This is a genomic window from Acinetobacter sp. ANC 4178 (assembly GCF_004331175.1).
Lineage (GTDB): Bacteria > Pseudomonadota > Gammaproteobacteria > Pseudomonadales > Moraxellaceae > Acinetobacter.
In genome coordinates this window covers 108,119-130,783 of the sequence record NZ_SJOD01000004.1, presented here as the reverse complement: position 1 = coordinate 130,783, position 22,665 = coordinate 108,119, and the positions used below count along the sequence as shown (strand labels likewise).

Annotated in this window: 18 protein-coding genes and 2 pseudogenes; 13 read left to right on the top strand and 7 right to left on the bottom strand. The window is 40.5% G+C overall.

The genetic code is table 11. The features are described from left to right. Positions 1 to 200: 200 nt before the first annotated feature. Together E0H87_RS09870 and E0H87_RS09865 are read left to right on the top strand one after the other, a co-directional pair. On the top strand, positions 201 to 602 hold the full coding sequence (locus tag E0H87_RS09870; protein ID WP_131323441.1) for a rhodanese-like domain-containing protein: 402 nt from the start codon (positions 201 to 203) through the stop codon (positions 600 to 602). Positions 603 to 885: 283 nt separating this feature from the next. Continuing rightward, on the top strand, positions 886 to 2,091 hold the full coding sequence (locus tag E0H87_RS09865; protein ID WP_131323440.1) for an MFS transporter: 1,206 nt from the start codon (positions 886 to 888) through the stop codon (positions 2,089 to 2,091). A 140-nt stretch (positions 2,092 to 2,231) separates the two neighbouring features. On the opposite strand, the gene E0H87_RS09860 is transcribed toward E0H87_RS09865, so the two are convergent. Next, positions 2,232 to 3,515, bottom strand: a complete 1,284-nt coding sequence (locus E0H87_RS09860) for an OprD family outer membrane porin (protein WP_131323439.1) — start codon at positions 3,513 to 3,515, stop codon at positions 2,232 to 2,234. A gap of 33 nt (positions 3,516 to 3,548) precedes the next feature. After that, positions 3,549 to 4,894 (bottom strand): annotated as a pseudogene (locus E0H87_RS09855) (MFS transporter). 505 nt (positions 4,895 to 5,399) lie between these two features. Here E0H87_RS09855 and E0H87_RS09850 point away from each other — a divergent pair. Further along, positions 5,400 to 6,476, top strand: a pseudogene (locus E0H87_RS09850) (Rieske 2Fe-2S domain-containing protein). 9 nt (positions 6,477 to 6,485) lie between these two features. Then, on the top strand, positions 6,486 to 7,430 hold the full coding sequence (locus E0H87_RS09845; protein ID WP_131323438.1) for a PDR/VanB family oxidoreductase: 945 nt from the start codon (positions 6,486 to 6,488) through the stop codon (positions 7,428 to 7,430). A 46-nt stretch (positions 7,431 to 7,476) separates the two neighbouring features. On the opposite strand, the gene E0H87_RS09840 is transcribed toward E0H87_RS09845, so the two are convergent. The 3 genes from E0H87_RS09840 to mhpT form a co-directional block, all read right to left on the bottom strand. Then, positions 7,477 to 8,172 carry a GntR family transcriptional regulator gene (locus tag E0H87_RS09840; RefSeq protein WP_131323437.1) on the bottom strand — a complete coding sequence of 232 codons (696 nt, stop codon included), beginning with the start codon at positions 8,170 to 8,172 and terminating at the stop codon, positions 7,477 to 7,479. A 113-nt stretch (positions 8,173 to 8,285) separates the two neighbouring features. Beyond that, positions 8,286 to 8,762 (bottom strand): MarR family winged helix-turn-helix transcriptional regulator, encoded by a 477-nt coding sequence (locus tag E0H87_RS09835; RefSeq protein WP_131323436.1) that lies wholly within the window; start codon positions 8,760 to 8,762, stop codon positions 8,286 to 8,288. A gap of 67 nt (positions 8,763 to 8,829) precedes the next feature. Then, entirely contained in the window at positions 8,830 to 10,056 is a 1,227-nt protein-coding gene (mhpT, locus tag E0H87_RS09830) for a 3-(3-hydroxy-phenyl)propionate transporter MhpT (RefSeq protein ID WP_131323435.1), read from the bottom strand. A 255-nt stretch (positions 10,057 to 10,311) separates the two neighbouring features. Here mhpT and E0H87_RS09825 point away from each other — a divergent pair, with 255 nt between their 5' ends. The 8 genes from E0H87_RS09825 to E0H87_RS09790 all read left to right on the top strand — a co-directional run bounded on the left by E0H87_RS09825 (position 10,312) and on the right by E0H87_RS09790 (position 20,015). Then, positions 10,312 to 11,145, top strand: a complete 834-nt coding sequence (locus tag E0H87_RS09825) for a p-hydroxycinnamoyl CoA hydratase/lyase (RefSeq protein WP_131323434.1) — start codon at positions 10,312 to 10,314, stop codon at positions 11,143 to 11,145. Positions 11,146 to 11,184: 39 nt separating this feature from the next. Beyond that, entirely contained in the window at positions 11,185 to 12,684 is a 1,500-nt protein-coding gene (locus tag E0H87_RS09820; RefSeq protein ID WP_131323433.1) for an aldehyde dehydrogenase, read from the top strand. Positions 12,685 to 12,761: 77 nt separating this feature from the next. Further along, a complete protein-coding gene (locus E0H87_RS09815) occupies positions 12,762 to 14,648 on the top strand; it encodes a feruloyl-CoA synthase (protein WP_171458369.1) in 1,887 nt (628 codons plus the stop codon). Positions 14,649 to 14,722: 74 nt separating this feature from the next. After that, on the top strand, positions 14,723 to 15,862 hold the full coding sequence (locus tag E0H87_RS09810; protein ID WP_131323431.1) for an acyl-CoA dehydrogenase family protein: 1,140 nt from the start codon (positions 14,723 to 14,725) through the stop codon (positions 15,860 to 15,862). An 82-nt stretch (positions 15,863 to 15,944) separates the two neighbouring features. Beyond that, positions 15,945 to 17,198 carry an OprD family porin gene (locus E0H87_RS09805; protein ID WP_205677749.1) on the top strand — a complete coding sequence of 418 codons (1,254 nt, stop codon included), beginning with the start codon at positions 15,945 to 15,947 and terminating at the stop codon, positions 17,196 to 17,198. 52 nt (positions 17,199 to 17,250) lie between these two features. Further along, positions 17,251 to 17,787: a DUF3237 domain-containing protein gene (locus E0H87_RS09800; RefSeq protein ID WP_131323430.1), complete on the top strand. Its 537-nt coding sequence runs from the start codon at positions 17,251 to 17,253 to the stop codon at positions 17,785 to 17,787. Between the two features lie 54 nt (positions 17,788 to 17,841). Next, positions 17,842 to 18,234 (top strand): PaaI family thioesterase, encoded by a 393-nt coding sequence (locus E0H87_RS09795; protein ID WP_131323429.1) that lies wholly within the window; start codon positions 17,842 to 17,844, stop codon positions 18,232 to 18,234. A gap of 32 nt (positions 18,235 to 18,266) precedes the next feature. After that, the gene (locus E0H87_RS09790; RefSeq protein WP_131323428.1) at positions 18,267 to 20,015 is read left to right on the top strand and encodes a tannase/feruloyl esterase family alpha/beta hydrolase; all 1,749 of its coding nucleotides are present in this window, start codon (positions 18,267 to 18,269) and stop codon (positions 20,013 to 20,015) included. 309 nt (positions 20,016 to 20,324) lie between these two features. On the opposite strand, the gene E0H87_RS09785 is transcribed toward E0H87_RS09790, so the two are convergent. Together E0H87_RS09785 and E0H87_RS09780 are read right to left on the bottom strand one after the other, a co-directional pair. After that, the gene (locus E0H87_RS09785) at positions 20,325 to 20,963 is read right to left on the bottom strand and encodes a LysE family translocator (RefSeq protein WP_131323427.1); all 639 of its coding nucleotides are present in this window, start codon (positions 20,961 to 20,963) and stop codon (positions 20,325 to 20,327) included. Then, positions 20,960 to 21,604, bottom strand: a complete 645-nt coding sequence (locus tag E0H87_RS09780; protein ID WP_131323426.1) for an alanyl-tRNA editing protein — start codon at positions 21,602 to 21,604, stop codon at positions 20,960 to 20,962. Before E0H87_RS09780 ends, E0H87_RS09785 begins: the two co-directional genes overlap by 4 nt. 89 nt (positions 21,605 to 21,693) lie before the next feature. Here E0H87_RS09780 and E0H87_RS09775 point away from each other — a divergent pair, with 89 nt between their 5' ends. Next, positions 21,694 to 22,629 carry a LysR family transcriptional regulator gene (locus E0H87_RS09775; protein WP_131323425.1) on the top strand — a complete coding sequence of 312 codons (936 nt, stop codon included), beginning with the start codon at positions 21,694 to 21,696 and terminating at the stop codon, positions 22,627 to 22,629. The last annotated feature ends 36 nt before the right edge of the window (positions 22,630 to 22,665 follow it).

The window sequence follows — 22,665 nt, the reverse complement described above, 5'->3', positions numbered from 1 at the left end:
ATGTTATTCATTGCAGCTTATTCATCATTAAACAATGTGATGTATTTAATGATTCATATGTCATTTAAACTACTGTAAAAATGAATTTTATAGGATCTAAATTTAAGACTCTGCATGTATAACATTAAGCGCGAAAAAATATGAAAATTAATGTTAGGATGTAAGCGAAATAATATTACAAATTATAGGGAAATATATACATGACAATATCACAATTAGAATTCTATCAAGCCAAGTTAAATTATGAAATGGACTCTTGGGACTTGTTTGAGGCCTTAAGTCAGGGGCAAAAAATTATTGTGGTTGATGGACGTAATGCTATTGCCTATCAGCATGAGCACATTCCCCATGCAATAAATATCCCGCATCGCAGTATTACACAGCAAACTTTAGCCCATTTGGATCAAACTGTTTTGTATGTCACTTATTGTGATGGTATTGGCTGTAATGCCTCGACCAAAACGGCGCTCAAAATGTCGACTTTAGGCTTTCAGGTGAAAGAACTGATTGGCGGTCTAGATTGGTGGAAACGGGATGGCTACCAAACAATGGGTGACAATGCTCGAGCAGGAACCAGTATTGATTGTGGTTGTGCAGGTTAGGACATTGAGAAGAAACTGTTCTAATGTCAAGCATCCAGTTTCTTTCATTTTTCTAGTAGTTATTGGATTCAATTGCCTGTTTTTCCAAGATTAAATATCGACAGTATCAATATCTATCATAGGTAGTTTAATGGCGGTACTGATATGCTTTATGAAGAAAATTAAATTTTAAAATAAAAAAATACCTATAAAATGAATAAGGCAATAGAAGTTTTATTTACATAAAACAGAATTGTATTGCTCTAAAAAAATTATTTATACGCACAAGCTAAGGATAGCGAGTATGGATTTTAAGTCGCACGGTAAACCCCATCACTTCTTTTCTTCACATGCAATTCTCATTATCACTTTTGCTCAGCTTTTTGGTACATCGTTATGGTTTAGTGCAAATAGTGCAGCAGCCAATTTAATTCAAGAATGGCACATTACTGTTGCGGATATTGGTTGGCTAACCAATGCTGTACAGGCAGGTTTTATTCTTGGAACCTTCTTTATTGCCTTTACGGGTTTTGCAGATCGTTTTAAAGCGAGTTCTATTTTTACTGGTGCAGCACTGTTGGGTGCATTGTTTAATTTATGTTTTGCATGGTTAGCGCAGGGTTTAATCGATGGCATGATCTACCGCTTTTGCGTGGGTATTTGCTTGGCTGGCATCTACCCGATTGGGATGAAGTTGGTTGTGCAATGGGCCCCTCATCGAGCTGGAGCAGTTTTATCAATTTTGGTTGCCATGCTCACATTAGGTACAGCATTGCCCCATGCCCTGAATGGTCTATCAGCCAATTTAAACTGGCATTATGTCATTACGTTTTCATCCATTTTGGCATCAGTTGCCGCGTTGCTTATTTTTATGTTGGGTGATGATCAATCTGCACAGCTCACCAAAAAAAGAATAGCCACTGGAAATGCATTTCAGGTCTTTAAAATTAGAAAATTTAAAGCTTCCGCACTTGGATATTTTGGTCATATGTGGGAGTTATATGCCTTTTGGACCATCTTGCCTCTTTTTATTGCTCATTCAGGTGTTTTAAAAGCCTTCGGCTTATCGAATGTGCCATTGGCTACATTTTTAATTATGGCATGTGGTGCTGTTGGCTGTCTTTTAGGTGGATATTGGTCAAAGACATATGGCAGTGATCGCGTTGCTATGGGGGCTTTATTCCTTTCTGGTCTATGTTGTCTGATTTTTGCATTGGCTTGGCGTTATTTACCTGCGTGGTCACTACTGATCGTTCTTGTAGTATGGAGTGCATCTGTCATTGCAGATTCACCACAATTTTCCGCACTCGCCTCTGCTGCATGTCCACCAGAAAAACTGGGTGCAGCGCTCTCTATTCAGAATTCTATTGGCTTTGCGATAACAATTGTCTCCATTGCATCTACAACCTATGCCTTTGATCATATAGGTTTAGATTCTGCTTGGATTCTTTTGCTTGGTCCTGTTTTGGGTATCTTGGGTTTTTATAGGACAATGTCAAAAACCGAATGAAGTTTTATTCTCAGCAAATTGGGTTTGGACTGATTTAGCGATTTCTAAAAAGTTAATTTATAACTTTAATTGGTGTGTGATAGCTTATTCATATTCAAAATAAATAAGCTATCTTCTTAAAAGACTAGAAGAAAATCGTATTAAAATTTAAAGCTATAATCCACATTAATACGTGTTTCATTTGCTGAATGGAAGGTCATATTGGTTGGCATATCATTGCGATAATGAGAAAAACGCGTTCTAAGCCCTAGACCTTTTAAATTCCCTTCAGGTATACGATAGCCGAGCTCAAACTCTAAAGACTCTTCTTCAAAACGTCGGTCGCCGTATGTTAATAAATCAATGTCATCACCTTTGGCATAGCGCGTCATAAAGCGTAAACCATTGAGTGAAGTTTCACCTAGGCGGACATTTTTAAAATCATAGTCATAACGCAAAGAAATCACTTTTTCATCTTTGTTTGAGTAATCCGAACTCATAAAATCAAGCACAACTGGGCTTTCAGCACCCGATAAAAATGGCAGACCTGTATCACCAAAAGATTGCATATAGCCAATCGAGAGCGTATGCCCCTGTGTATTTAAGCCAAACAATCCGCCTAAGTGACGATTATCCATAGCACCTATTTTTTCACTTCCCGTATGATTGCTGTTAAAAAAGCGAATATCCGTTAAGAAATTGTACTGATCTGAAATGGGTTGTTTACCAATAATACCCAGAAATTGTTGCTGATAAATATCCTGTAATTCAGCATGATACATACGAATACGATAAGCATCACTGAGTTGGTAAACTCCCCCAAGCGTATAAAAATGATCCGTGGTTGCAGCCCGATCAAAGCGATGGTTGATATTATCAATGCCGACGTCAGTGTAGTGAATAGAATCTCTTTGACGGACTTTATCGACATAAAACCCTTCCAATTGCAGCTTAGGAATTTCTGTAGAAACCAATCTTACACCACGATAAGTTTGCGGAAATAATCTTGCTGGTGAAGAAAAAATTGTCGGAAGTTGCGGAACCAGATCTCCCACAAAAAGTTCATTTTTACTCAATCGTACTTTGCCAGTTACGCCAATTTTTCCATAGTAATCATCTCTTGAATTGTCCGAATTGACAGCCAATAAACCCGTCCGTGCGTAATCATCTGCTTGACTTCCTAATAAATTAAAACTAGCCATTGCAAGAACATCTACACCAAATCCTACAGTTCCATCGGTATAACCCGATTGTCCCTTAAAGATAAGACCCTGTGCCCAATCTCGAGCAGCGGTATAAGGATAAGGATCTTTTTTATAATCCCGATCAAAATAGAAATTTCGCAATGTAATTTCAGCCTGACTATCTGCAATGAACTGCGCATGTGCCATGTTGGCAAAAAATGGGCACAAGCAGATCCCCATCCATAAAGATGTCTTTTTCATTTTTATCTCAACTTTTAATTTTTAAACAGATAATTAGATCGATGTATTGAGTGAATAATTTTGAGTTTTTTGATGTCGATGCACCGCTTTACCCAAAATTAAAATCAAGAAAATGGCTAAGATAAATACAATGCCGTAGTAAGCATAAAGATGCTGTGGTGCCATGCCTTGATCTAAAAATAGACCCGCTATGGTTGGAGATAAAATGGCACCAATACGCCCAAATCCAATTGCATACCCCACACCGCGGCTTCGAATATCTGCTTCATAAATAGTTGGTGAAATTGAATACAGTCCTGCAACACAGCCGTTAATGAGTGTGCCTAGTAATAAACCGACCGATAGTGCAATGCTGACTTGTGATGAAACTGCAACAAATAAGAAAATACAGAGTGCTGTTGAGCCTAAAAATAAGCTAAGTGCATAGAAAATTTTAATACGTGAAGCTAAAAGCCCAATAATCGCTGCACCAAAAATCCCCCAATACTGATTAGAATTCCAGTACTAACGCCTTGATCTCTCGACATACCCATTGCAATTAAAATTTTAGGTGTCCAGCTCATCACGAAGTAGAAACCAAACATCACCAAGAAAAATGCAAACCATAAACACAAGGTTTGAAACCCTTGCTGACCACGAAATAGTTTCGCAACATCGCTGCCCTTTTGTTGTTCAGCTTGCACAGACTCTGGCAGCATTTGTAAAGGCGTCAACTGCATACGTTGCAGAATCATATTGGTATTTTCCAATGCACGTACAGGCTTTTTTGCCAACAAATAATCAAGTGATTCAGGTAACAACCACACAGCAAAGGCAAACATGATCAGCGTTGTGATACCGCCCGCTAAAAAGACTGAACGCCAGCCCAAATGTTCAATTAAAACAAAGGTAAGTACACCTCCTAAAGTTGCGCCAATACCATATCCTGTAGACATCAAACTTACTGCTAGGCTTCTCCAGCGTGCATTTGCGTATTCACTTGCCAGTACGTTACTACTCGCCAAGATCCCACCAACGCCAACACCAGTGATGAACCGTAATGCAGCCAACATGCTATGATTTTGCACAAGCCCACATGCAGACATGCTCAATCCTGCAATAATCAAACAAATTAAAATTAAGAAACGTCGACCAATTTTATCTGCTAACGGTGCCAAGAAAATGGAACCTGCCGCCATGCCAAATAAACCTGCGCTAAGGAGTATCCCGATTTGTGCACCAGACAAAGCCCATTCTGCAGATACTGAAGGTGCTGTAAATGCCATCACCATGACATCAAAGCCATCAATCACATTTAGAAATAGACAAATCAGGATCACGAACCATTGATAACGGCTCATTTTAGTATTGTTAATTTCGTCTAAAACATTTCTTTGCATTGTGTAACTCCCAATTAGGAACGGAAATACACACGACCATGTGGGAACACAACATTGGGTGATTATGCATATCCATATCCATAATTGCCTAGAAGGGATAATTAAGAATGAGAGTGATCCTATATACATAGAGATCATTTTTACGAAGCATCCTGCTCTTTTTCTATACTGTATAATTGGATCCATAAAATCAACCAATTTATTTGATTTTTTATCTCATTGTTAAAAAATGATATAAATCAAATTGATAAATTGGAGTAATTATTAACATAAAGGCGAAAATGATTTTAAAATTTTCAGAATTACGATATATGGATCCATTTATCAGAAATCAAGAATCCAAATTTAACAGAAAAATGGATCCATAAAATGAACTTCATAAAATATTAAATTTGCTAAAATCAATAAAATACAAACTAAAAATCATATAAAATGCCAGATTACATTTGACAAGACCATTAAATAGACATAAATTGGATCCAATAATTGACAAGGAGTCATCATAATGTTCATCAAAAATGCATGGTATGTCGCATGCCGCCCTGAAGATCTTCAAAATAAGCCATTAGGTCGTACTATTTGCGGTGAAAAAATTGTTTTCTATCGTGGCAAAGAAAACAAAGTTGCTGCTGTCGAAGACTTCTGCCCACATCGTGGCGCACCACTTTCTCTCGGCTATGTTGAAGATGGAAATTTAGTTTGTGGCTATCATGGATTGGTTATGGGCTGCGACGGTAAAACAATTGCTATGCCAGCACAACGTGTACAGGGATTTCCTTGTAATAAAGCTTATGCAGTGGTCGAAAAATTTGGTTTTGTCTGGGTGTGGCCGGGTGATAAAGATCAAGCAGATGAATCCAAACTTCCTGAACTAAGATGGGCCGATCATCATGAATGGAGTTATGGCGGAGGCTTATTCCATATTCAATGCGATTATCGCCTGATGATTGATAACCTCATGGACTTAACCCATGAAACCTATGTGCATTCTAGTAGTATTGGTCAAAAAGAGATTGATGAATCACTGCCAATCACAAAAGTTGAGGGTGATCATGTCATCACCGAACGCTATATGGACAATGTGATTGCTCCTCCTTTTTGGCAAATGGCGCTTCGAGGTAATCATCTCGCAGATGATGTACCAGTAGACCGCTGGCAGCGTTGTCATTTCTTCGCCCCAAGTAATGTACATATTGAAGTGGGGGTTGCACATGCAGGTCATGGTGGCTATGACGCACCAAAGGACAAGAAAGTATCTTCGATCGTGGTGGATTTTATTACGCCTGAAACAGAGACTTAGCATTGGTATTTTTGGGGAATGGCACGCAACTTCCAGCCTGAAAATACAGAACTCACCGATCAAATTCGTGAAGGACAAGGTAAAATCTTTACTGAAGATTTGGAAATGTTAGAGCAACAACAACAAAACATTCTCAATAATCCGCAGCGCAAACTACTGATGTTGAACATTGATGCTGGCGGAGTTCAATCACGCAAAATTATTGACCGCTTATTGAATGAAGAAAGACAGGCTGCAGTAAAACCTGAAGTGGCTAAATTTCCAAATATTCATGTGATTTAAGGATAAAAAATGGACGTTATTATTGATAAGATTCATCAGCTTACGCCCTCTATTCGCGCCTTTGAACTTATTTCCACATCAGGTTCGGCCCTGCCGCCATTTGAGGCTGGGTCGCATATTGATGTCCATCTCAAAAATGGACTTACTCGGCAATATTCTCTCTCGAACTGTTCGAGTGAAAACAACCGTTATGTCATTGGCGTACTGCATGATGAAAACTCACGGGGCGGTTCACGTTGCATCCATAATGACTATCATGAAGGTGATGTATTAAGTATTGGTCAGCCACGTAATTTATTTGCATTGCATGACAATACAAAAAAAGCTGTATTGTTTGCAGGAGGTATTGGGATTACCCCGATTCTTTCAATGGCTTATCGTTTAAAAGCACAGGACATTCCATTTGAATTGCATTATTTTGTACGTAGCCATGAAATGCTCGCCTTTTATGGCAATTTAACCCAACACTTTCCAGAGCAGATTCATTTTCACATTCAAAATCAGGTTGATACTCAATGTGATATGGCAAAAGTATTGCAACAACCCGATGCGAGCAAACACCTATATGTATGTGGGCCAACGGGCTTTATGCAATTTGTAATGCAGTCCGCTGAAACAGCGGGTTGGCAATTTGAACAACTGCATCAAGAGCATTTTGTGGCACAGCAAAGCAAGCAGGAAAATGATGAAGCATTTACTTTGGAAATTGCTGGCACAGGACAGCGAATCGAAATTCATCCAGAACAGACTGTAACTCAAGCCCTATTAGCGCATGGTTTTGATGTGCCTGTATCTTGCGAACAAGGTATTTGCGGTACTTGTATTACCCGTGTTGTTTCAGGGGTTCCAGATCATCGGGATGTATTTATGACGGATGAAGAGCGTGCCTTGAATGATCAATTTACGCCCTGCTGCTCTCGCTCTAAATCCAAACATTTGGTGATTGAACTATAGAAATTTGGTTTACTCCCGCTCAAACCCATTGAGTGGGAGTCTCTTCTTACACCCCAGTCAATATATTTTTGACCGTCTCCCCCAACAACGCAACACTACTATGCTCCCGCATTAAGGTTTCAGCACGGCCCGACTGACGCTGAACTAAAGCTTCATAAATAGAACAATGCTGCAAATGTGCGTAGTGTAAGCGACGGTATTCAGACAAAGCTCGTGATTCGTCATAAGTAATGGCTTGAACGGAAGCCATAGGCAATTGATTGTTTTTTGCCAAGGCTTGAATAAGGGCAATATTTTGTGCGCCTTGAATAATCGTGTCATGGAAAATCACGTTAAATTCATGATAACGTTCTAATTCTTCATCACCAAATTCAGTATGCTCTGCAAAGAGTTGCTCTATTTGTTCGATACAGTTTTTTAAAGTTTGCTGTTGCTGTTCCGATAAACCTTGTTCGGCTAAGGTTTTCGCTGCCAAGCCTTCCAATACTCCGCGAACCTCTAAGGCATCATTGACCAATTGATTTGAAATTTCACGAACCGTATACCCTCGGGTTGGATTCTTGATCAACAATCCTTCTTGTTCCAGCAAACGAAAGGCCATGCGAATGGGCTGACGAGATACCCCAAGTAGCTCTGCTGTTGGGATTTCAGCAATGCGACTGCCGCCTTCAAGTTCACCCGCGATAATCATTTTTCTTAATTTAATTAAAACTTGTTGCCCTGAAGACATCCCTAGCCACACTTGTTAAAAGATTTCAAAGTCATGCTAGCAAGATCAATCATCAAGTGACAATACATTTCTAACAGAGCAAAGATTTACATCTATGCATGAGTATATTAAAGCCTCATCTTGACTCACTCTGAAGCTGCTTCAACTTTAGATTGTTTTAAGTTATTGACCATAATGTCTAAATTATTGCGAATTAAATAAGCCAAGTTCATATCGACGCCTTGCAGCATTTTAGTTTCCAGCGCCTCTACCAAGGCATTGCATTCGGCTAGTTTAGCTAAACCACTTGCTGTAACAGTTAGCAAAATACGGCGACCATGGGTTGGATCTGGTGTTTTCTCAATCCATTGATGTTGCAATAAATCTTGCAAAATTTTATTGGCTGACTGTGGCTTTATAAATGAACGCTCTGCGAGCTTGGCATTCGACAAATTATTTTTGGAGGCCAAAACAGATAATGCGGTGAACTGAGGTAAAGTTATGTCTAAATCTTTTAAATGTTCTATTAAATATTTACTAATTACCCGATCTATACGTGCGATGGTATAGCTTAAACGTGGGCCATCTTCTGTTTTTTTATCAACGGTATTTGAACGCATCATAATTTTTCATCATAAAAGCTAAAACTAAAAAAGAAGTATGAGAGTGGGCTCTCATACTTCTTTGTATTTAACGAGCTGTCGTACTTTGCATTAACTGTACAGGCTGTTTAGGCTTTCTGACAAGCATCAAAGCAGAAATCGCTGCAATCAGAATCACTGGAATACTTGAACCAATCACAATCGTAGCACTTTGCCCCAATGACAGTAAAAAACCAGCAAGCAATGGACCAGCAAAAGATCCAATACGACCCACAGCAACTGCCGCACCTACACCTGTACCTCGCATTTCTGCTGGGTAATAAATGGCAGCAAGTCCATATAATGCAGACTGCCCACCTACAATAAATAACCCACAACCCACCGCAGAAAGTGCCAATACCGCCACAGTTGGAGAAAAAGACAGACAACACAAAGACACTAAAATGCCGAGATAAATAAATTTAATTACGAAACTCATGCGTATTTTGTCTAGCATCGTGCCCATTAGAATGGAGCCAAAAATGCCGCCAACGTTATAACCCATTTGCACATAATTGGCTTGCAGCTTGGTCAGACCTTGTGCACCCATCAATAGTGGTAGCCAATTCAGTAAGAAATACAGCACCACCAACGTACAGAAGAAACTGATCCAAATTTGAATCGTCGACATTCTTCGTTCTTTAGCAAAGAGTACTTCTAAAAAAGGCGTTGCCGATTGGGTTTTATGGTTTAGGTAATCTGTTGATTCAGGTAAAAATTTCATCAATAGTGGAATTAATAAAATTGGGGCAATCCCTCCCACATAAAAGATATGACGCCACTCTGCATCGCCAGCCAAAAGCATCGCAACGACAGAAGTGAGTAAGCCACCGCAGGGAATACCACTGTACATAATACTCACCGCTGTGCCTTTACGGTCAGAGGATACTGCCTCCGATGCCAAGGTAATCATCATCGGTAAAGCACCGCCCATACCCAGTCCAGTCAAAAAGCGAATGACTAACAGGAGTTCATAATTTGCGGCGAAGGCGGTTACTAATGACATTGCCCCAAAAATTAAGATACTGAAAATCAATACTTTTTTACGGCCAATAATATCGGCAAGCCGTCCACCAATAATCGCACCGGGTAAAGTTCCGATAATGGCTGCACTAAAGGCCCAAGCCATGTGAGCATTATCCAACATAAATTCTGCACGCATACGTGGGGCGGCAACCCCCATAGATTGAAGATCGAAACCTTCAAAAATTGCGATTGCAAAACATAACAGCAAAGTGAGTTTGGCCCTTCCCGAGGGATGATGCACTTTATCCATAACTAAATCCTTCTTTTGATATTTCCATGACATCTTGTTGTTTTGTGCTGTTCATCGAACACTCGTAAAATATCAGTTAGACTGACTTAAAAATCAATACAAAAATTTAATTATTTTTTATAAAAAAAATTTTATTTATATTTTTCAGTGGTATAAAAAATTTAAATAAAATTCTTTAAAAAACACTTGAATGTAAGTTTAACTGATATTAAGTTAAGTGAAGAACAAACAAACTGTCATTCAAGGAGCAAGCACATGACATATGAAAACCGTTGGGAAACTGTTGATGTAAAAATTGAAAATGGTATTGCATGGGTTATTTTTAACCGCCCAGAAAAGAAAAATGCCATGAGTCCAACATTGAACCGCGAAATGATCGATGTCCTCGAAACTCTAGAACTTGATCAAGATGCTCGCGTGTTGGTATTAACAGGATCTGGAGACTCTTGGACAGCAGGCATGGATTTGAAAGAATATTTCCGTGAAGTAGATAGCCAACCCGAAATTGTACAAGAACGTATCCGTCGTGATTCTTGCCGCTGGCAGTGGCAATTATTACGTATGTATTCAAAACCAACCATTGCTATGGTCAATGGATGGTGTTTCGGTGGCGGCTTCTCTCCTTTAGTGGCGTGTGATCTTGCTATTGCAGCGGATGAAGCAACCTTTGGTTTATCTGAAATTAACTGGGGAATTCCACCAGGCAACTTGGTCAGTAAAGCAATGGCAGATACTGTTGGACACCGTACCTCGCTGTATTACATTATGACGGGCAAGACTTTTAGTGGAAAAGAAGCTGAAAATATGGGCTTGGTCAATAAAAGTGTGCCTTTGGCTCAACTCAAATCAGAAGTCACTGAACTTGCCAATATTTTGCTAGAGAAAAACCCCGTGGTATTGCGTACTGCCAAAAATGGTTTTAAACGCTGTCGTGAACTCACTTGGGATCAAAATGAAGACTATTTATATGCCAAGTTAGATCAATGTAACCATCGTGACACCGAAGGTGGACGCCAAGAAGGTCTGAAACAATTCCTAGATGAAAAATCTATTAAACCAGGTTTACAAAGCTACAAGCGTACTGGCTAATTTCTGGTTTTTTAAAATGGTTAAGTAAGGATACAACCCATGCACAATGTACAGTTAAAACAAGATGAATCTATAGACACATCAAACCTTCATAAGGTGCAATTGCTGATTCACGGGCAATCTGTCGATGCATCGAATAAAGCAACGTTTGAACGAATCAGCCCGATTGATGGTCAAGTCGCCAGTATTGCAGCGGCGGCAACTTTGGCAGATGTCGATTTAGCTATAGAGTCTGCGGCAAAGGCTTTTCCTGTTTGGTCGAAACTTTCCCCGACTGAACGCCGTTTACGTTTACTCAAAGCAGCGGACTTGATGGATGCGAGAACGGATCAATTTATTCAAATTGGGATGCGTGAAACAGGTTCAACTGCGACATGGTATGGGTTCAATGTCCACCTTGCTGCCAACATGTTACGTGAAGCAGCAGCCATGACTACACAAATTGATGGCAGCCTGATTCCATCCGATGTGCCCGGAAATATGGCGATGGGAATTCGTGTTCCGTGTGGGGTTGTGGTTGGTATAGCCCCGTGGAATGCACCAGTGATTTTACCCACCCGTGCGTTGGCGATGCCACTAGCCTGCGGTAATACAGTGGTACTCAAAGCATCCGAAGCTTGCCCTGCAACACAACGACTGATTGGTCAAGTGTTGCATGAAGCAGGTCTTGGCGATGGTGTGGTAAATGTCATTACCCATGCTGCTGAAGATGCACCGCAAATTGTGGAACGCTTAATCTCGCACCCTGCGGTCAAACGAATTAACTTTACTGGCTCTACCAAAGTCGGGAAAATTATTGCAGAAACCGCGGCCAAATACTTAAAACCTGTTCTACTCGAACTTGGTGGTAAAGCCCCTGTTGTCGTTCTTAATGAAGCTGATGTCGATGAAGCTGTTAATGCGGTTGCATTTGGAGCGTTTTTCAATCAAGGACAAATCTGTATGTCTACCGAACGAGTGCTCGTACAAGATGGGATTACGGATCAATTTATTGAAAAACTGATTGAAAAGACCCGTACCATTCATGCAGGAAATCCAACCTTTAAAGGGAATGCTCTTGGTGTATTGGAAAGCCAACGTGCAGCAAATCGCATTCGACACTTACTAGAGGATGCGCAAAGCAAAGGTGCAAATTTACCGCTTGGCATTCATATACAAGACACTGTCATGCAACCAACTTTGGTTTTAAATATTCATCCAGACATGCTGCTGTATCGAGAAGAATCGTTTGGCCCAGTTTGCACAGTACAACGTTTTGGCAGTGTTGAAGAAGGCATTAAACTTGCCAATGACAGTGAGTTTGGTTTATCTGCTGCCGTGTTTAGTCAAAATATTGCACAAGCACTGGATGTTGCAAAACAAATTGACTCGGGTATTTGCCATATTAATGGGGCAACCGTACACGATGAAGCACAAATGCCTTTTGGTGGAACCAAAGCCAGTGGATATGGGCGCTTTGGCAGTAAGGCTTCGATAGCTGAATTTACAGAATTGCGTTGGATTACCATACAAACACAACCACGTCATTATCCAATTTAGCGATTGGATTTGACCTTAATATTCAATAAAAATGCATGAAGCAAAAAAATAAAGCGCAGTGATGCGCTTTCCATGGAGTGAAACCAATGCAAATGAATGCCACTCAATCACAAGATCGCGAACGATTCGTAAAACTGGGGAGCCATGATGTCGATTATGTTTATCGAGATCAGGTCTTGTATCTTCATCCCAAAGAACAACTTAAAAATTACCCACAAAAATTGACTGATCGTCTGATTCATTTTGCACAAACTAAACCAGAGCATATTTTTGCGGCAAAACGAAATAATCAAGGTGAGTGGGTCAAACTGAGTTATGCCGACACTTTACAACGCGCATGGCATATTGCCCAAGCTTTACATAATCGTGATTTGAGCGAGCAACGTCCCTTACTTATTTTATCGGGCAATGATCTTGAGCATTTAACGCTGTCGATGGCTGCGATGTTGGCGGGTGTGCCATTTTCTGCCATATCCCCTGCTTATTCATTGATTTCTCAAGATTTTGGCAAACTCAAACATATTTTCGATGTGCTTACTCCATGTATGGTCTACGCCAATGATGGTCAAGCCTTTGCCAAAGCCATTCAGAGTTGCGCCCAAACGGAGATCGAAGTTGTCACCAATAAAGGGATTCTAGGCGAACATAGCTGCACTTCATTTCAATCACTTTTAGATACGCCTGTTACCAATGTTCAGGAGCATTATCAAAGTTTAGACGAACATCAAATTGCTAAGTTTTTGTTTACTTCTGGTTCGACCAAACTACCAAAAGCGGTCCCAACAACGCATTTGATGTTAAGTGTTAATCAGCAAATGTTATTACAAACCTTCCCTGAGTTTGAAGAAACACCACCCGTATTACTCGATTGGTTATCTTGGCATCATACTTTTGGTGGTAGCCACAATGTCGGGATCGCCTTATATAACGGTGGAACCATCTATATTGATGATGGTAAACCTGTTGCAGGCAAGTTCGATGAAACGATTCGAAACTTAAAAGAAATTTCACCCACAGTTTATTTAAATGTACCCAAAGGTTGGGAAGAACTCACCGATGCACTGGAAAAAGATGCTGAATTGCGTGATCGCTTCTTTGCAAAAGTAAAAATTCTATTTTTTGCGGGCGCTGCTTTATCCGAAGCGGGTTGGAATCGTCTAGACCGAATTGCACAACAACATTGTGGTGAAAAAATTCGCATTATGAGTGGGCTTGGCATGACCGAGACAGCACCTTCTTGTGCCTTTACCACAGGCCCACGTGTTATGGCAGGCTTTATTGGCTACCCAGCACCGGGCTGCGAAATTAAACTGGTTCCTTATGGCGACAAACTTGAATTCTGTGTCCGTGGCAAACACGTCATGAAAGGTTATTGGCGCCTAAATGAAGATCAGCAAAGCACAGTCTTTGATGAAGAAGGCTTTTTTCATACTGGCGATGCGGTACGTTTGGTCGATGAACAAGATCCAACTCAAGGCTTAATGTACGATGGACGTATTGCAGAAGACTTTAAACTCAATACAGGTACGTTTGTAAATGTCGGGACGATACGCAATAAGGTTTTAATTCAAGGCAATCTACTGATTCAAGATGTCTGTGTTACGGGTTCAAATCTAAATGCGATTGGCTTTTTGATTTTTCCTAAATTAGAGGCCTGTGCCGAATATGCTGCACTCGCGCTGACTGAAAACTCAGCAGAACAGATCTTGAAACATCCGAAAGTGCAACACTGGTTCCGCCAATTTCTAATGACTTTCAATAAAGATGCAACGGGCAGTTCAAATCGTGCCTCGATGCTTTATCTGATGACTGAACCACCGCAGCTCGATGCAGGTGAAGTCACCGATAAAGGCAATCTCAATCAAGGCAATATTATTAAGCGTCGTGCCGAGAAAATTGAAGAGTTGTATCAAAAACAAAGTGATAATTCACTGATTATTCGAGTTCCAACTTTAAACAACTAAACTACTGAAATAACAGTAAAAAAGCTCAATTTCTTTTGGGCTTTACCCTTACTTTTGCCAAAAAAAGGTTAAGTATGCAACAAGATACTGAATTTGAACTGTTTCGAGATAATTATCGACGCTTTCTAAAAGAATATGTCGCTCCACATTATGAACAGTGGGAAGAAGACGGTCTGATCCCAAGACAATTATGGAACCAGCTAGGTGAAAACGGCTTTTTATGTGTTGATGTGCCTGAAGAATATGGCGGTTATGGTGCTCCTGTACACTATTCACTAATGCTAGTACAGGAAACTGCCCAAGCAGGTTTTACCTCCTTAGCTGTTGCAATCGGTGGACAAAATGAATTGGTTTCTCCATATATCCAAAACTTAGGTAGTGAAGAACAAAAGCAATATTGGCTTCCTAAAATGGTCACGGGTGAAGTCGTGACAGCGATTGCGATGACCGAAGCCAATGCAGGATCGGACTTACAAGCCATTCGTACCCAAGCTATTTTGAACCAAGAACATTATTTGGTGGATGGTTCAAAAACCTTTATTTCCAATGGGATACATGCTGACTTGATTGTATTGGTGGCAAAGACCAATCCTGAAGCTCGAGCAAAAGGCATATCTTTGTTACTGGTTGATGCCAGTTTAAATGGCGTTGAAAAAGGCAGATCTTTGAAAAAAATTGGACTCCATGCCCAAGACACTGCTGAGTTATTTTTTGATCAGGTCAAAGTCCCTAAGAACCAAAGACTAGGCGAAGAAGGTCAAGGTTTTGCCTACCTCATGCAGGAGTTGCCCCGTGAACGTTTAAGTATTTCCATGATGGCATTGGGTTCAATTTTAGGCGCTATTGAAATCACAAGTGATTATGTTCAGCAACGTAAAGCCTTTGGTCAGCCTTTAAGTCATATGCAAAACACGCGGTTTGTGTTGGCCAACACACAAATTAAAGCCAAAGCAGCTCAGGCCTTTGTCGATCAATGTGCGGAACAATATAGCCGAGATGCTTTAAGCGTCAGTCATGTCGCCGCCTTGAAATGCTTTATTACCGATACCCAATGCGATGTGATTGATCAATTACTGCAACTGTTTGGTGGTTATGGCTACATGCAGGAATATCCAATTTCACGTTTCTTTGTCGATGCGCGTGTGCAAAAAATTTACGGCGGCACCAATGAAATTATGAAAGAAATTGTCGCGCGGGACATGCTCGGAAAATAATTCGTTTAAACAACAAATGAAGAACAGACCTCAGTCTGAGGTCTGAATGTAAAACAACAATGATATTTCAGGAAGAAATGCAATGCAGTCTAAATTATGGATGTACTCTACCCTTATGCTCTCCAGTTCAGTATTTGCTGGTAGCTTTATTGATAACAGCACAGTCGATTTAACCACGCGAAATTTTTATTTCGATCGTGATTATCAAGAGCAGTCTAAATACCCAGCCGCTAAAGATTGGACACAAGGATTTATTCTAAAAGCCAATTCAGGCTATACCGAAGGAACAATTGGTTTTGGGATAGATATTTTAGCGACGGCTGGGTTGAAATTGGATGCTAGTGCTGACTATGCAGGAACAGGAAATTTACCACGAGATACTGTGACCAATGAACCTGCTTCCAGTTATGGGGAAATTGGGGTCACAGGTAAAGCTAAAATCAGTAAAACTGAATTAAAGGTTGGAACACTTCGGCCAATGAATCCTGTGCTGGTTGCCTCACCTGCCCGTTTATTACCACAAACTTATCGAGGCATTTCCTTAGAATCGAAAGATATCCCAAATCTGGATTTCCAATCGGCTTATATTGATCAGGTCAATCATCGAGATTCAACCAACTGGGAAAACTTACGGATTTCTGGGGTGAATGGTCGCTTCAAAAGTGCCGATACCGACCAACTGTATTATCTAGGTGGTCATTATCAGCTTATTCCAAGTACCAAACTGACCAGCTTTTATATGGATGTGCAAGACCTATATAACCAGTCCATGTTTGGCATTACCTATAACCACAAATTCAATGACGGTAATAATTTTAGCTCACAATTACGCTATTACCGCAGCCGAGAAGATGGGCAAGCTAAAGCAGGCTTAGTGGATAACGACCTGATTCATGGTTATTTTGAACTGAAACATCAAAATCACAAATTTATTTTGGCGACTTTCCATCATAGTGGTGATACCGCATTTCCATATTTAACAGGTGGTGAAACAGGCTTGCTGATCGACACTTGGCCAGCGGAATTTTTAAATCCCAAAGAGCGTGTTTACAGCTTTCGTTATGAATATGACTTCAAAAACTATGTACCAGGTTTACGCTTTATGACCCGTTACACCACGGGTGACAATATTTATGCGCCAAATTTGGGTGGAACCGATTTAAAAGAACATGAAACTGATTTCGACCTGGGTTATACCGTGCAAACAGGTATGTTCAAAAACCTGGGCTTACGCGCACGTTATGCCATGTATGACAACAATATGCTCTCTACCGCCAACATCAAACCCTCCAATGAAACACGCATCAATATCGATTACACATGGAAGTTTAAATAAGCAAATGGAGGTTCTGCATTGATCAGAACCTCCATTTTTTGAGGGGAAATTCATGAAAAAACGACTTAGCCTATTCTTTGGATTGTGCTTACTTAACCAGACACATGCTGAAACTCAATACCATCCACCAGTACCCCATTTAGAACCGCTGGCTCAATTTAGTGTCGATTTAAATGCTCCTGTGTGGGAACTTGGAACCACTAGCGACAGTGGCAAACGCCGCATTATTCCAATTACAGGTGGCACCTTCCAAGGGAAACAACTCAAAGGGCGTATTTTAAATAACGGAGCAGATTGGCAAATTGTCGATAACAAAGGCCTCGCCATTATTGATACTCGCTACCTACTTGAAACTGAAGATGGCGCGCTGATTTATCTTCAAACCAAAGGTTATCGACATGGATCAGCCGAAGTTTTGCAACAACTTGCAGAGGGTCAAAATGTCGATCCGAACAAATACTATTTCAAAATCATCATGCAATTTGAAACCAGTTCACCCAAATATGCGTGGTTGAATCAAACCGTTGCCGTCGGGAGTGCCATGCGTTTAGGCAAAGCCGTAATTTATGATGCTTACACGCTTCAGTGATCAGGCAAACCCATTCATTTTTCTCTTCTTCATTTGAAACAAGGATCTTTCGAAATGACGCTGAAAACTTTAGAACACCTGCCTCCCATCCACCATCATCTGGGAGGTCATAATATTCAATGGAATGCTGACCATACTGAACTAGAAATTAGTTACGTGGCGTTAGACAGCTTTACCAACCCCAGAGGCAGCGTAGAAGGTGGCATGGTCTGCGCCATGTTGGATGATGTGATGGGGTTATTTGCCTATTTGGCCAATCAGCAGACACCAGCCACCACCATTAACTTAACTATGGATTTTTTACGTCCCTGCCAAGTGGGAACTGTACTCACCAAATGTCGCTTTACCAAGCAAGGCAAAGTCATTCTCAACATTGAAAGCGAAGCATGGCAAAACCAGAAAATGATTGCCAGAAGTACTGCAAATTTTATGGTGCTTAACCCCTAACCTACGACATTGTTTGATATGGAACTTCAATCATGCAAAAGCAGTTAAAACAAAAAAATTGGTTCATACCGTTAAGTGTATTGACCTTATGTGTTGGTCTTTCAGCCTGTGGCGATAATGACAGCCCAAATACGACACAAGCCACAATTCCGAAACTTTCTCCAGCTGTCGGAACCAACTTAAAAGGTGCATGCGCGGATTTACAAGGGTTTCAATATGCAAACACCAGTATCACTTCTGCAAGTTTAGAAACTGCAGGCAGCTTAAAAGTTGCAGGTCAAGACATTGCGGCACACTGTCGCATTATTGGTTATATGTACTCGCGGGTCAGCCCTGTTGATGGGCAAAGCTATCAAATTGGTTTTGAAATGCGCTTACCACTGGACTGGAATGGTCGCTTTCTTTATCAAGGTAATGGTGGAACCGATGGCAATATTGCCACAGCAACGGGGCAAGTGGGCAGCGGTGGGCCATTGACCAATGCCCTGCATGATGGCTTTGCTGTCATTTCATCCGATGCTGGACACAATGCTTCACAAAATCCATTGTTCGGATTAGACCCACAAGCTCGAATTGACTATGGCTACGGTGCGATTACCAAACTCACCCCCATGGCGAAAAATCTGATTCAAGCTGCTTATGGAAAATTGCCAGATCGTTCTTATGCAGGTGGAACCTCAAACGGTGGCCGTCATGCCATGATGGCAGCAACCCGTTTGGCAGATCAGTATGATGGCATACTCGCAAGTACACCGGGTTTCCATTTGCCACGTGCTGCGGCAGCACAGCTTTATACGGCACAACAATTACGCCGTGTGGCTACGGATGAAAATGATTTGAGTACAGCCCTCACACTATCGGAACGAAAACTGCTGGCACAATCCATTCTAAATCAATGTGATGGACTCGATGGTATTGCGGATGGCTTAGTTCAAGATGTGGAAGGCTGTCGCAGAGCTTTTGATATTCACCGCGATGTGCCTGTGTGTGCAGTTGAGCGTGATGGAAGTTGCTTAAGCACAGAACAACTAGATGTGCTCGCAAATATTTATCGCGGCCCCGTCAATGCAACAGGTGAAGCACTGTATGCCACACAACCTTTTGACCCGGGACTACTGGGCAGTAATTGGGCTAGTTGGAAGTTTGACTCCTCTGTCGGTACAGCGCGTGACCCTGTGGCTGTTGGGATTATTTTTCAGGTTCCACCAAATCCAGACGTTATGCTGAATTCTCGCCAATTTGCTTTCAACTTTAATTTTGATGTGGATTATGCAAAATTATCAGCAACGAATGAAACCTATCAAGAGAGTGCCATGTCTTTCATGATTCCACCCAATGAATTGAATCTGGATCAGTTACATCAACATGGCGGCAAAATGATTGTAGTTCAAGGCACAGCCGACGGCGTATTTTCTGTTGATGACACCCAGAACTGGTATGATAAATTACTGCAAAAATATCAAAATAATGCCTCTGGCAACGCGCCAAGTTTTGTACGTTTTTTCCGTGTTCCGGGTATGAATCACTCTCGTGGTGGCATCGCAACCGATCAGTTTGACGCCCTCAAGGCTTTGGTTAACTGGGTTGAATATGGTCAGGCGCCAGACCAAATCATTGCTGGAGCACGCGGTGAAGGCAATGCCAGTGGGCAAGTGAATACTGAATTGCCTGCCGATTGGTCGGCAACTCGTACGCGCCCACTTTGTCCATATCCTTTAATTGCACGTTATAACGGTCAGGGAGACAGTGAGCAAGCCCAGAACTTTAGCTGTAAATTGTAATCAAAAATAAGCACTTAGAAACAAAGAAAGAGCGAAAAATCAGCTCTTTCTTTGTTTGAGTCAGGCTAAAATTATTTATCTTTAAAAGCAAAGAACTCTTCCTCAAGCATGACTTCTACCCAAATGCTCAATTCCGTCGGTGTAAAGTCAAAATATTTAGAATAATTAGGCTGTTGGCTGTATCTAGCAAACCATCTAAATAAAAAAACGAGGTGTTTTAAGAATTTAACCTCGTTGCATTTTAAGGATCCGAGTTTTTTAAGATAGTGATTTCAATAACATCGTCATATCGTTACGCTTTATTGATGATTAGAACTTAATTCCTAAAATTAACCGTATTGCGATCGCTACCAATAACACGCCCATAACTTTTTCTAAAATAAAGTTATATTTTAGAAAGCTTGACCTGATTTTAGGTTGTGTAAAGATCAAACTGACGGCAATAAACCACAAAGTGTTCACCAAACACATCCATCCACCATAAAATATTTGGATGGTTAACGGTGTGGTTGTGCTGACTATACTGGTGAAAATGGCCAAGAAAAAAATAGTTGCCTTAGGATTCAGTGCATTGGTCCAAAAACCTGTCATGAATGCTTGACGATAAAACATCGTTCTGTGTTCAGAAGTCGCCTCCATATTGATTTCAAGCGGTGTCGATCCTCCTTTTAAACAACTCCAAGCCAAATAGAGTAAATATAAGGCACCAATGATTTGAAAAAGACTCATGAAAATATGATTTTGAGACAGAACAAAACCAACACCCATAAGGGTATAAAACACATGAACAGAAATGCCACAACCAATTCCTACTGCGGTCATACAGCCGATTCGATAACCGTGTTGGGTACTTTGCCGCACAGTAACAATAAAATCGGGACCTGGAATAATGACTGCAAGAAAATGTATGAGTGCTAGCGTAAGAAACTCATGGTAATAGACATTCATCCTGAAATACCTGTAGCTAAAGCATAATGTACAGAAAGTTTGCCTTTCTTCATTTCCATTTTAATAATTTCAACGGGACCAATTTCAGATAAAGACTCAACATGTGTTCCACCACAAGGATAAGCATTCAATTCACCAAACTGAATCTCACGAAATCCAGCTTCACTAAGTGTAAGTTTTGCGGATAAATCAGCATCGATAAAGGTCTGAATGAGGATTTGTAAATAAATAGAATCAAGAAGCTCACTTTTTTCAGTGGCTAAAAACTGCACTTTTGCATTATTGGGCCAGTGTTGCGCTTTGATTGGTTGCCAGCCATAGGTTTCAACAAGATGCCCAATTAAGTGTCCTGCACTGTGCAAGCGACTGTGAAGTTGGCGCTGTTGAATATCAACTTTTGCATATACCTGACCTAATGCTACTGCACGGTTACATAAATGGATAATCGTACCGTTTTCAAATGCCACATGTATAACCTCACTGTCTGCAATATATCCTGTATCACTCGGCTGCCCCCCGCCTTGAGGATGAAATGGTGTATTATCTAATTTAATTTCAAATTGACCATTTTCCAGTAAAGTACACGCCACAACTTCAACACAACTCTCTGTAATACCCGATAAATAAAGATTTTTTAGCATGAAATAACAACAGTATCTAAATATGAAAAAATTGTATAACTTTGTTCATGTGGTGATAATCTAGAAAATTATCAAATAACTTTTGCCTCATGAGCACAAATCAAAATTTAAATTTACTGAATGAAATGGTGACATTTGTAAAAGTGGTTGAAACAGGCAGTTTTTCTGAAACAGCACGTCAGTTTGGCACAACACCTTCTGCAATTAGTCGAGCCATTTCACGCTTAGAAAAAGCGTTAGGGACTCGGCTACTACAAAGAACAACACGTAAGTTACGCATAAGTGAAAGTGGACAAGCTGTATATGAGCGCTGCCTAGATATGGTGAATGCGGCTCAAGCGGTGATGGAAAGTTCGGAAAAATTTCACTCCGAACCGCAAGGTCAAATTCGAATGAGTGTGCCTAAAGCAGTCGGACATTATCTTATTCATCCCTATTTACCTGAATTTTTAAGCCTTTATCCTAAAATAGATATTCAACTGCTTTTAGAAGATCGATACGTTGATTTAATTGAAGATCAAGTCGACCTTGCTATTCGTATTACGGAAAAGCCACATGATGGTTTGATGGGGCGGAAACTTTTAGAAATAGATCATGTGATCTGTGCAACGCCTGAGTATTTATCAAGGTTTGGCACGCCTCAGCATCCACATGATTTGAAAGAGCATCAATGTATTTATTTGGGTGAACAAGCCATTGATTCAAAATGGAAATTTCAACAAGGAAACAAAAATCTTTCAGTACATGTCAAAGGTCGCTATGCGGCGAATCATACAGGAGTACGACTTGATGCAGCCTTACAGCATCTTGGAATTGCCAGTTTACCGTTCTTTGTAGCAAATAAAGCAATGAAAAATAAACAATTAACTCAGGTTTTACCAGACTGGTATTTTAAAACCTATTATAGTGGTGGAGCATGGCTGTTATATCCTGCGACCAAACATTTGCCACCAAAACTCAAAGTATTGATTGAGTTTCTTGCTCAAAAATTAGAACAAGAACCCACATTGTTAAGACCAGATTGATAAAAACATTCAAAAAATTGTGTGGTAAAGCAACCA

Bases quoted from the DNA above. Each gene is read 5' to 3' on its own strand.
- E0H87_RS09845 (WP_131323438.1), top strand. From the start codon at position 6,486: ATGGACGTTATTATTGATAAGATTCATCAGCTTACGCCCTCTATTCGC.
- E0H87_RS09820 (WP_131323433.1), top strand. From the start codon at position 11,185: ATGCACAATGTACAGTTAAAACAAGATGAATCTATAGACACATCAAAC.
- E0H87_RS09805 (WP_205677749.1), top strand. From the start codon at position 15,945: ATGCAGTCTAAATTATGGATGTACTCTACCCTTATGCTCTCCAGTTCA.
- E0H87_RS09810 (WP_131323431.1), top strand. From the start codon at position 14,723: ATGCAACAAGATACTGAATTTGAACTGTTTCGAGATAATTATCGACGC.
- E0H87_RS09800 (WP_131323430.1), top strand. From the start codon at position 17,251: ATGAAAAAACGACTTAGCCTATTCTTTGGATTGTGCTTACTTAACCAG.
- E0H87_RS09785 (WP_131323427.1), bottom strand. From the start codon at position 20,963: ATGAATGTCTATTACCATGAGTTTCTTACGCTAGCACTCATACATTTT.
- E0H87_RS09780 (WP_131323426.1), bottom strand. From the start codon at position 21,604: ATGCTAAAAAATCTTTATTTATCGGGTATTACAGAGAGTTGTGTTGAA.
- E0H87_RS09860 (WP_131323439.1), bottom strand. From the start codon at position 3,515: ATGAAAAAGACATCTTTATGGATGGGGATCTGCTTGTGCCCATTTTTT.
- E0H87_RS09825 (WP_131323434.1), top strand. From the start codon at position 10,312: ATGACATATGAAAACCGTTGGGAAACTGTTGATGTAAAAATTGAAAAT.
- E0H87_RS09790 (WP_131323428.1), top strand. From the start codon at position 18,267: ATGCAAAAGCAGTTAAAACAAAAAAATTGGTTCATACCGTTAAGTGTA.
- E0H87_RS09775 (WP_131323425.1), top strand. From the start codon at position 21,694: ATGAGCACAAATCAAAATTTAAATTTACTGAATGAAATGGTGACATTT.
- E0H87_RS09795 (WP_131323429.1), top strand. From the start codon at position 17,842: ATGACGCTGAAAACTTTAGAACACCTGCCTCCCATCCACCATCATCTG.
- E0H87_RS09870 (WP_131323441.1), top strand. From the start codon at position 201: ATGACAATATCACAATTAGAATTCTATCAAGCCAAGTTAAATTATGAA.
- E0H87_RS09865 (WP_131323440.1), top strand. From the start codon at position 886: ATGGATTTTAAGTCGCACGGTAAACCCCATCACTTCTTTTCTTCACAT.
- E0H87_RS09835 (WP_131323436.1), bottom strand. From the start codon at position 8,762: ATGATGCGTTCAAATACCGTTGATAAAAAAACAGAAGATGGCCCACGT.
- mhpT (WP_131323435.1), bottom strand. From the start codon at position 10,056: ATGGATAAAGTGCATCATCCCTCGGGAAGGGCCAAACTCACTTTGCTG.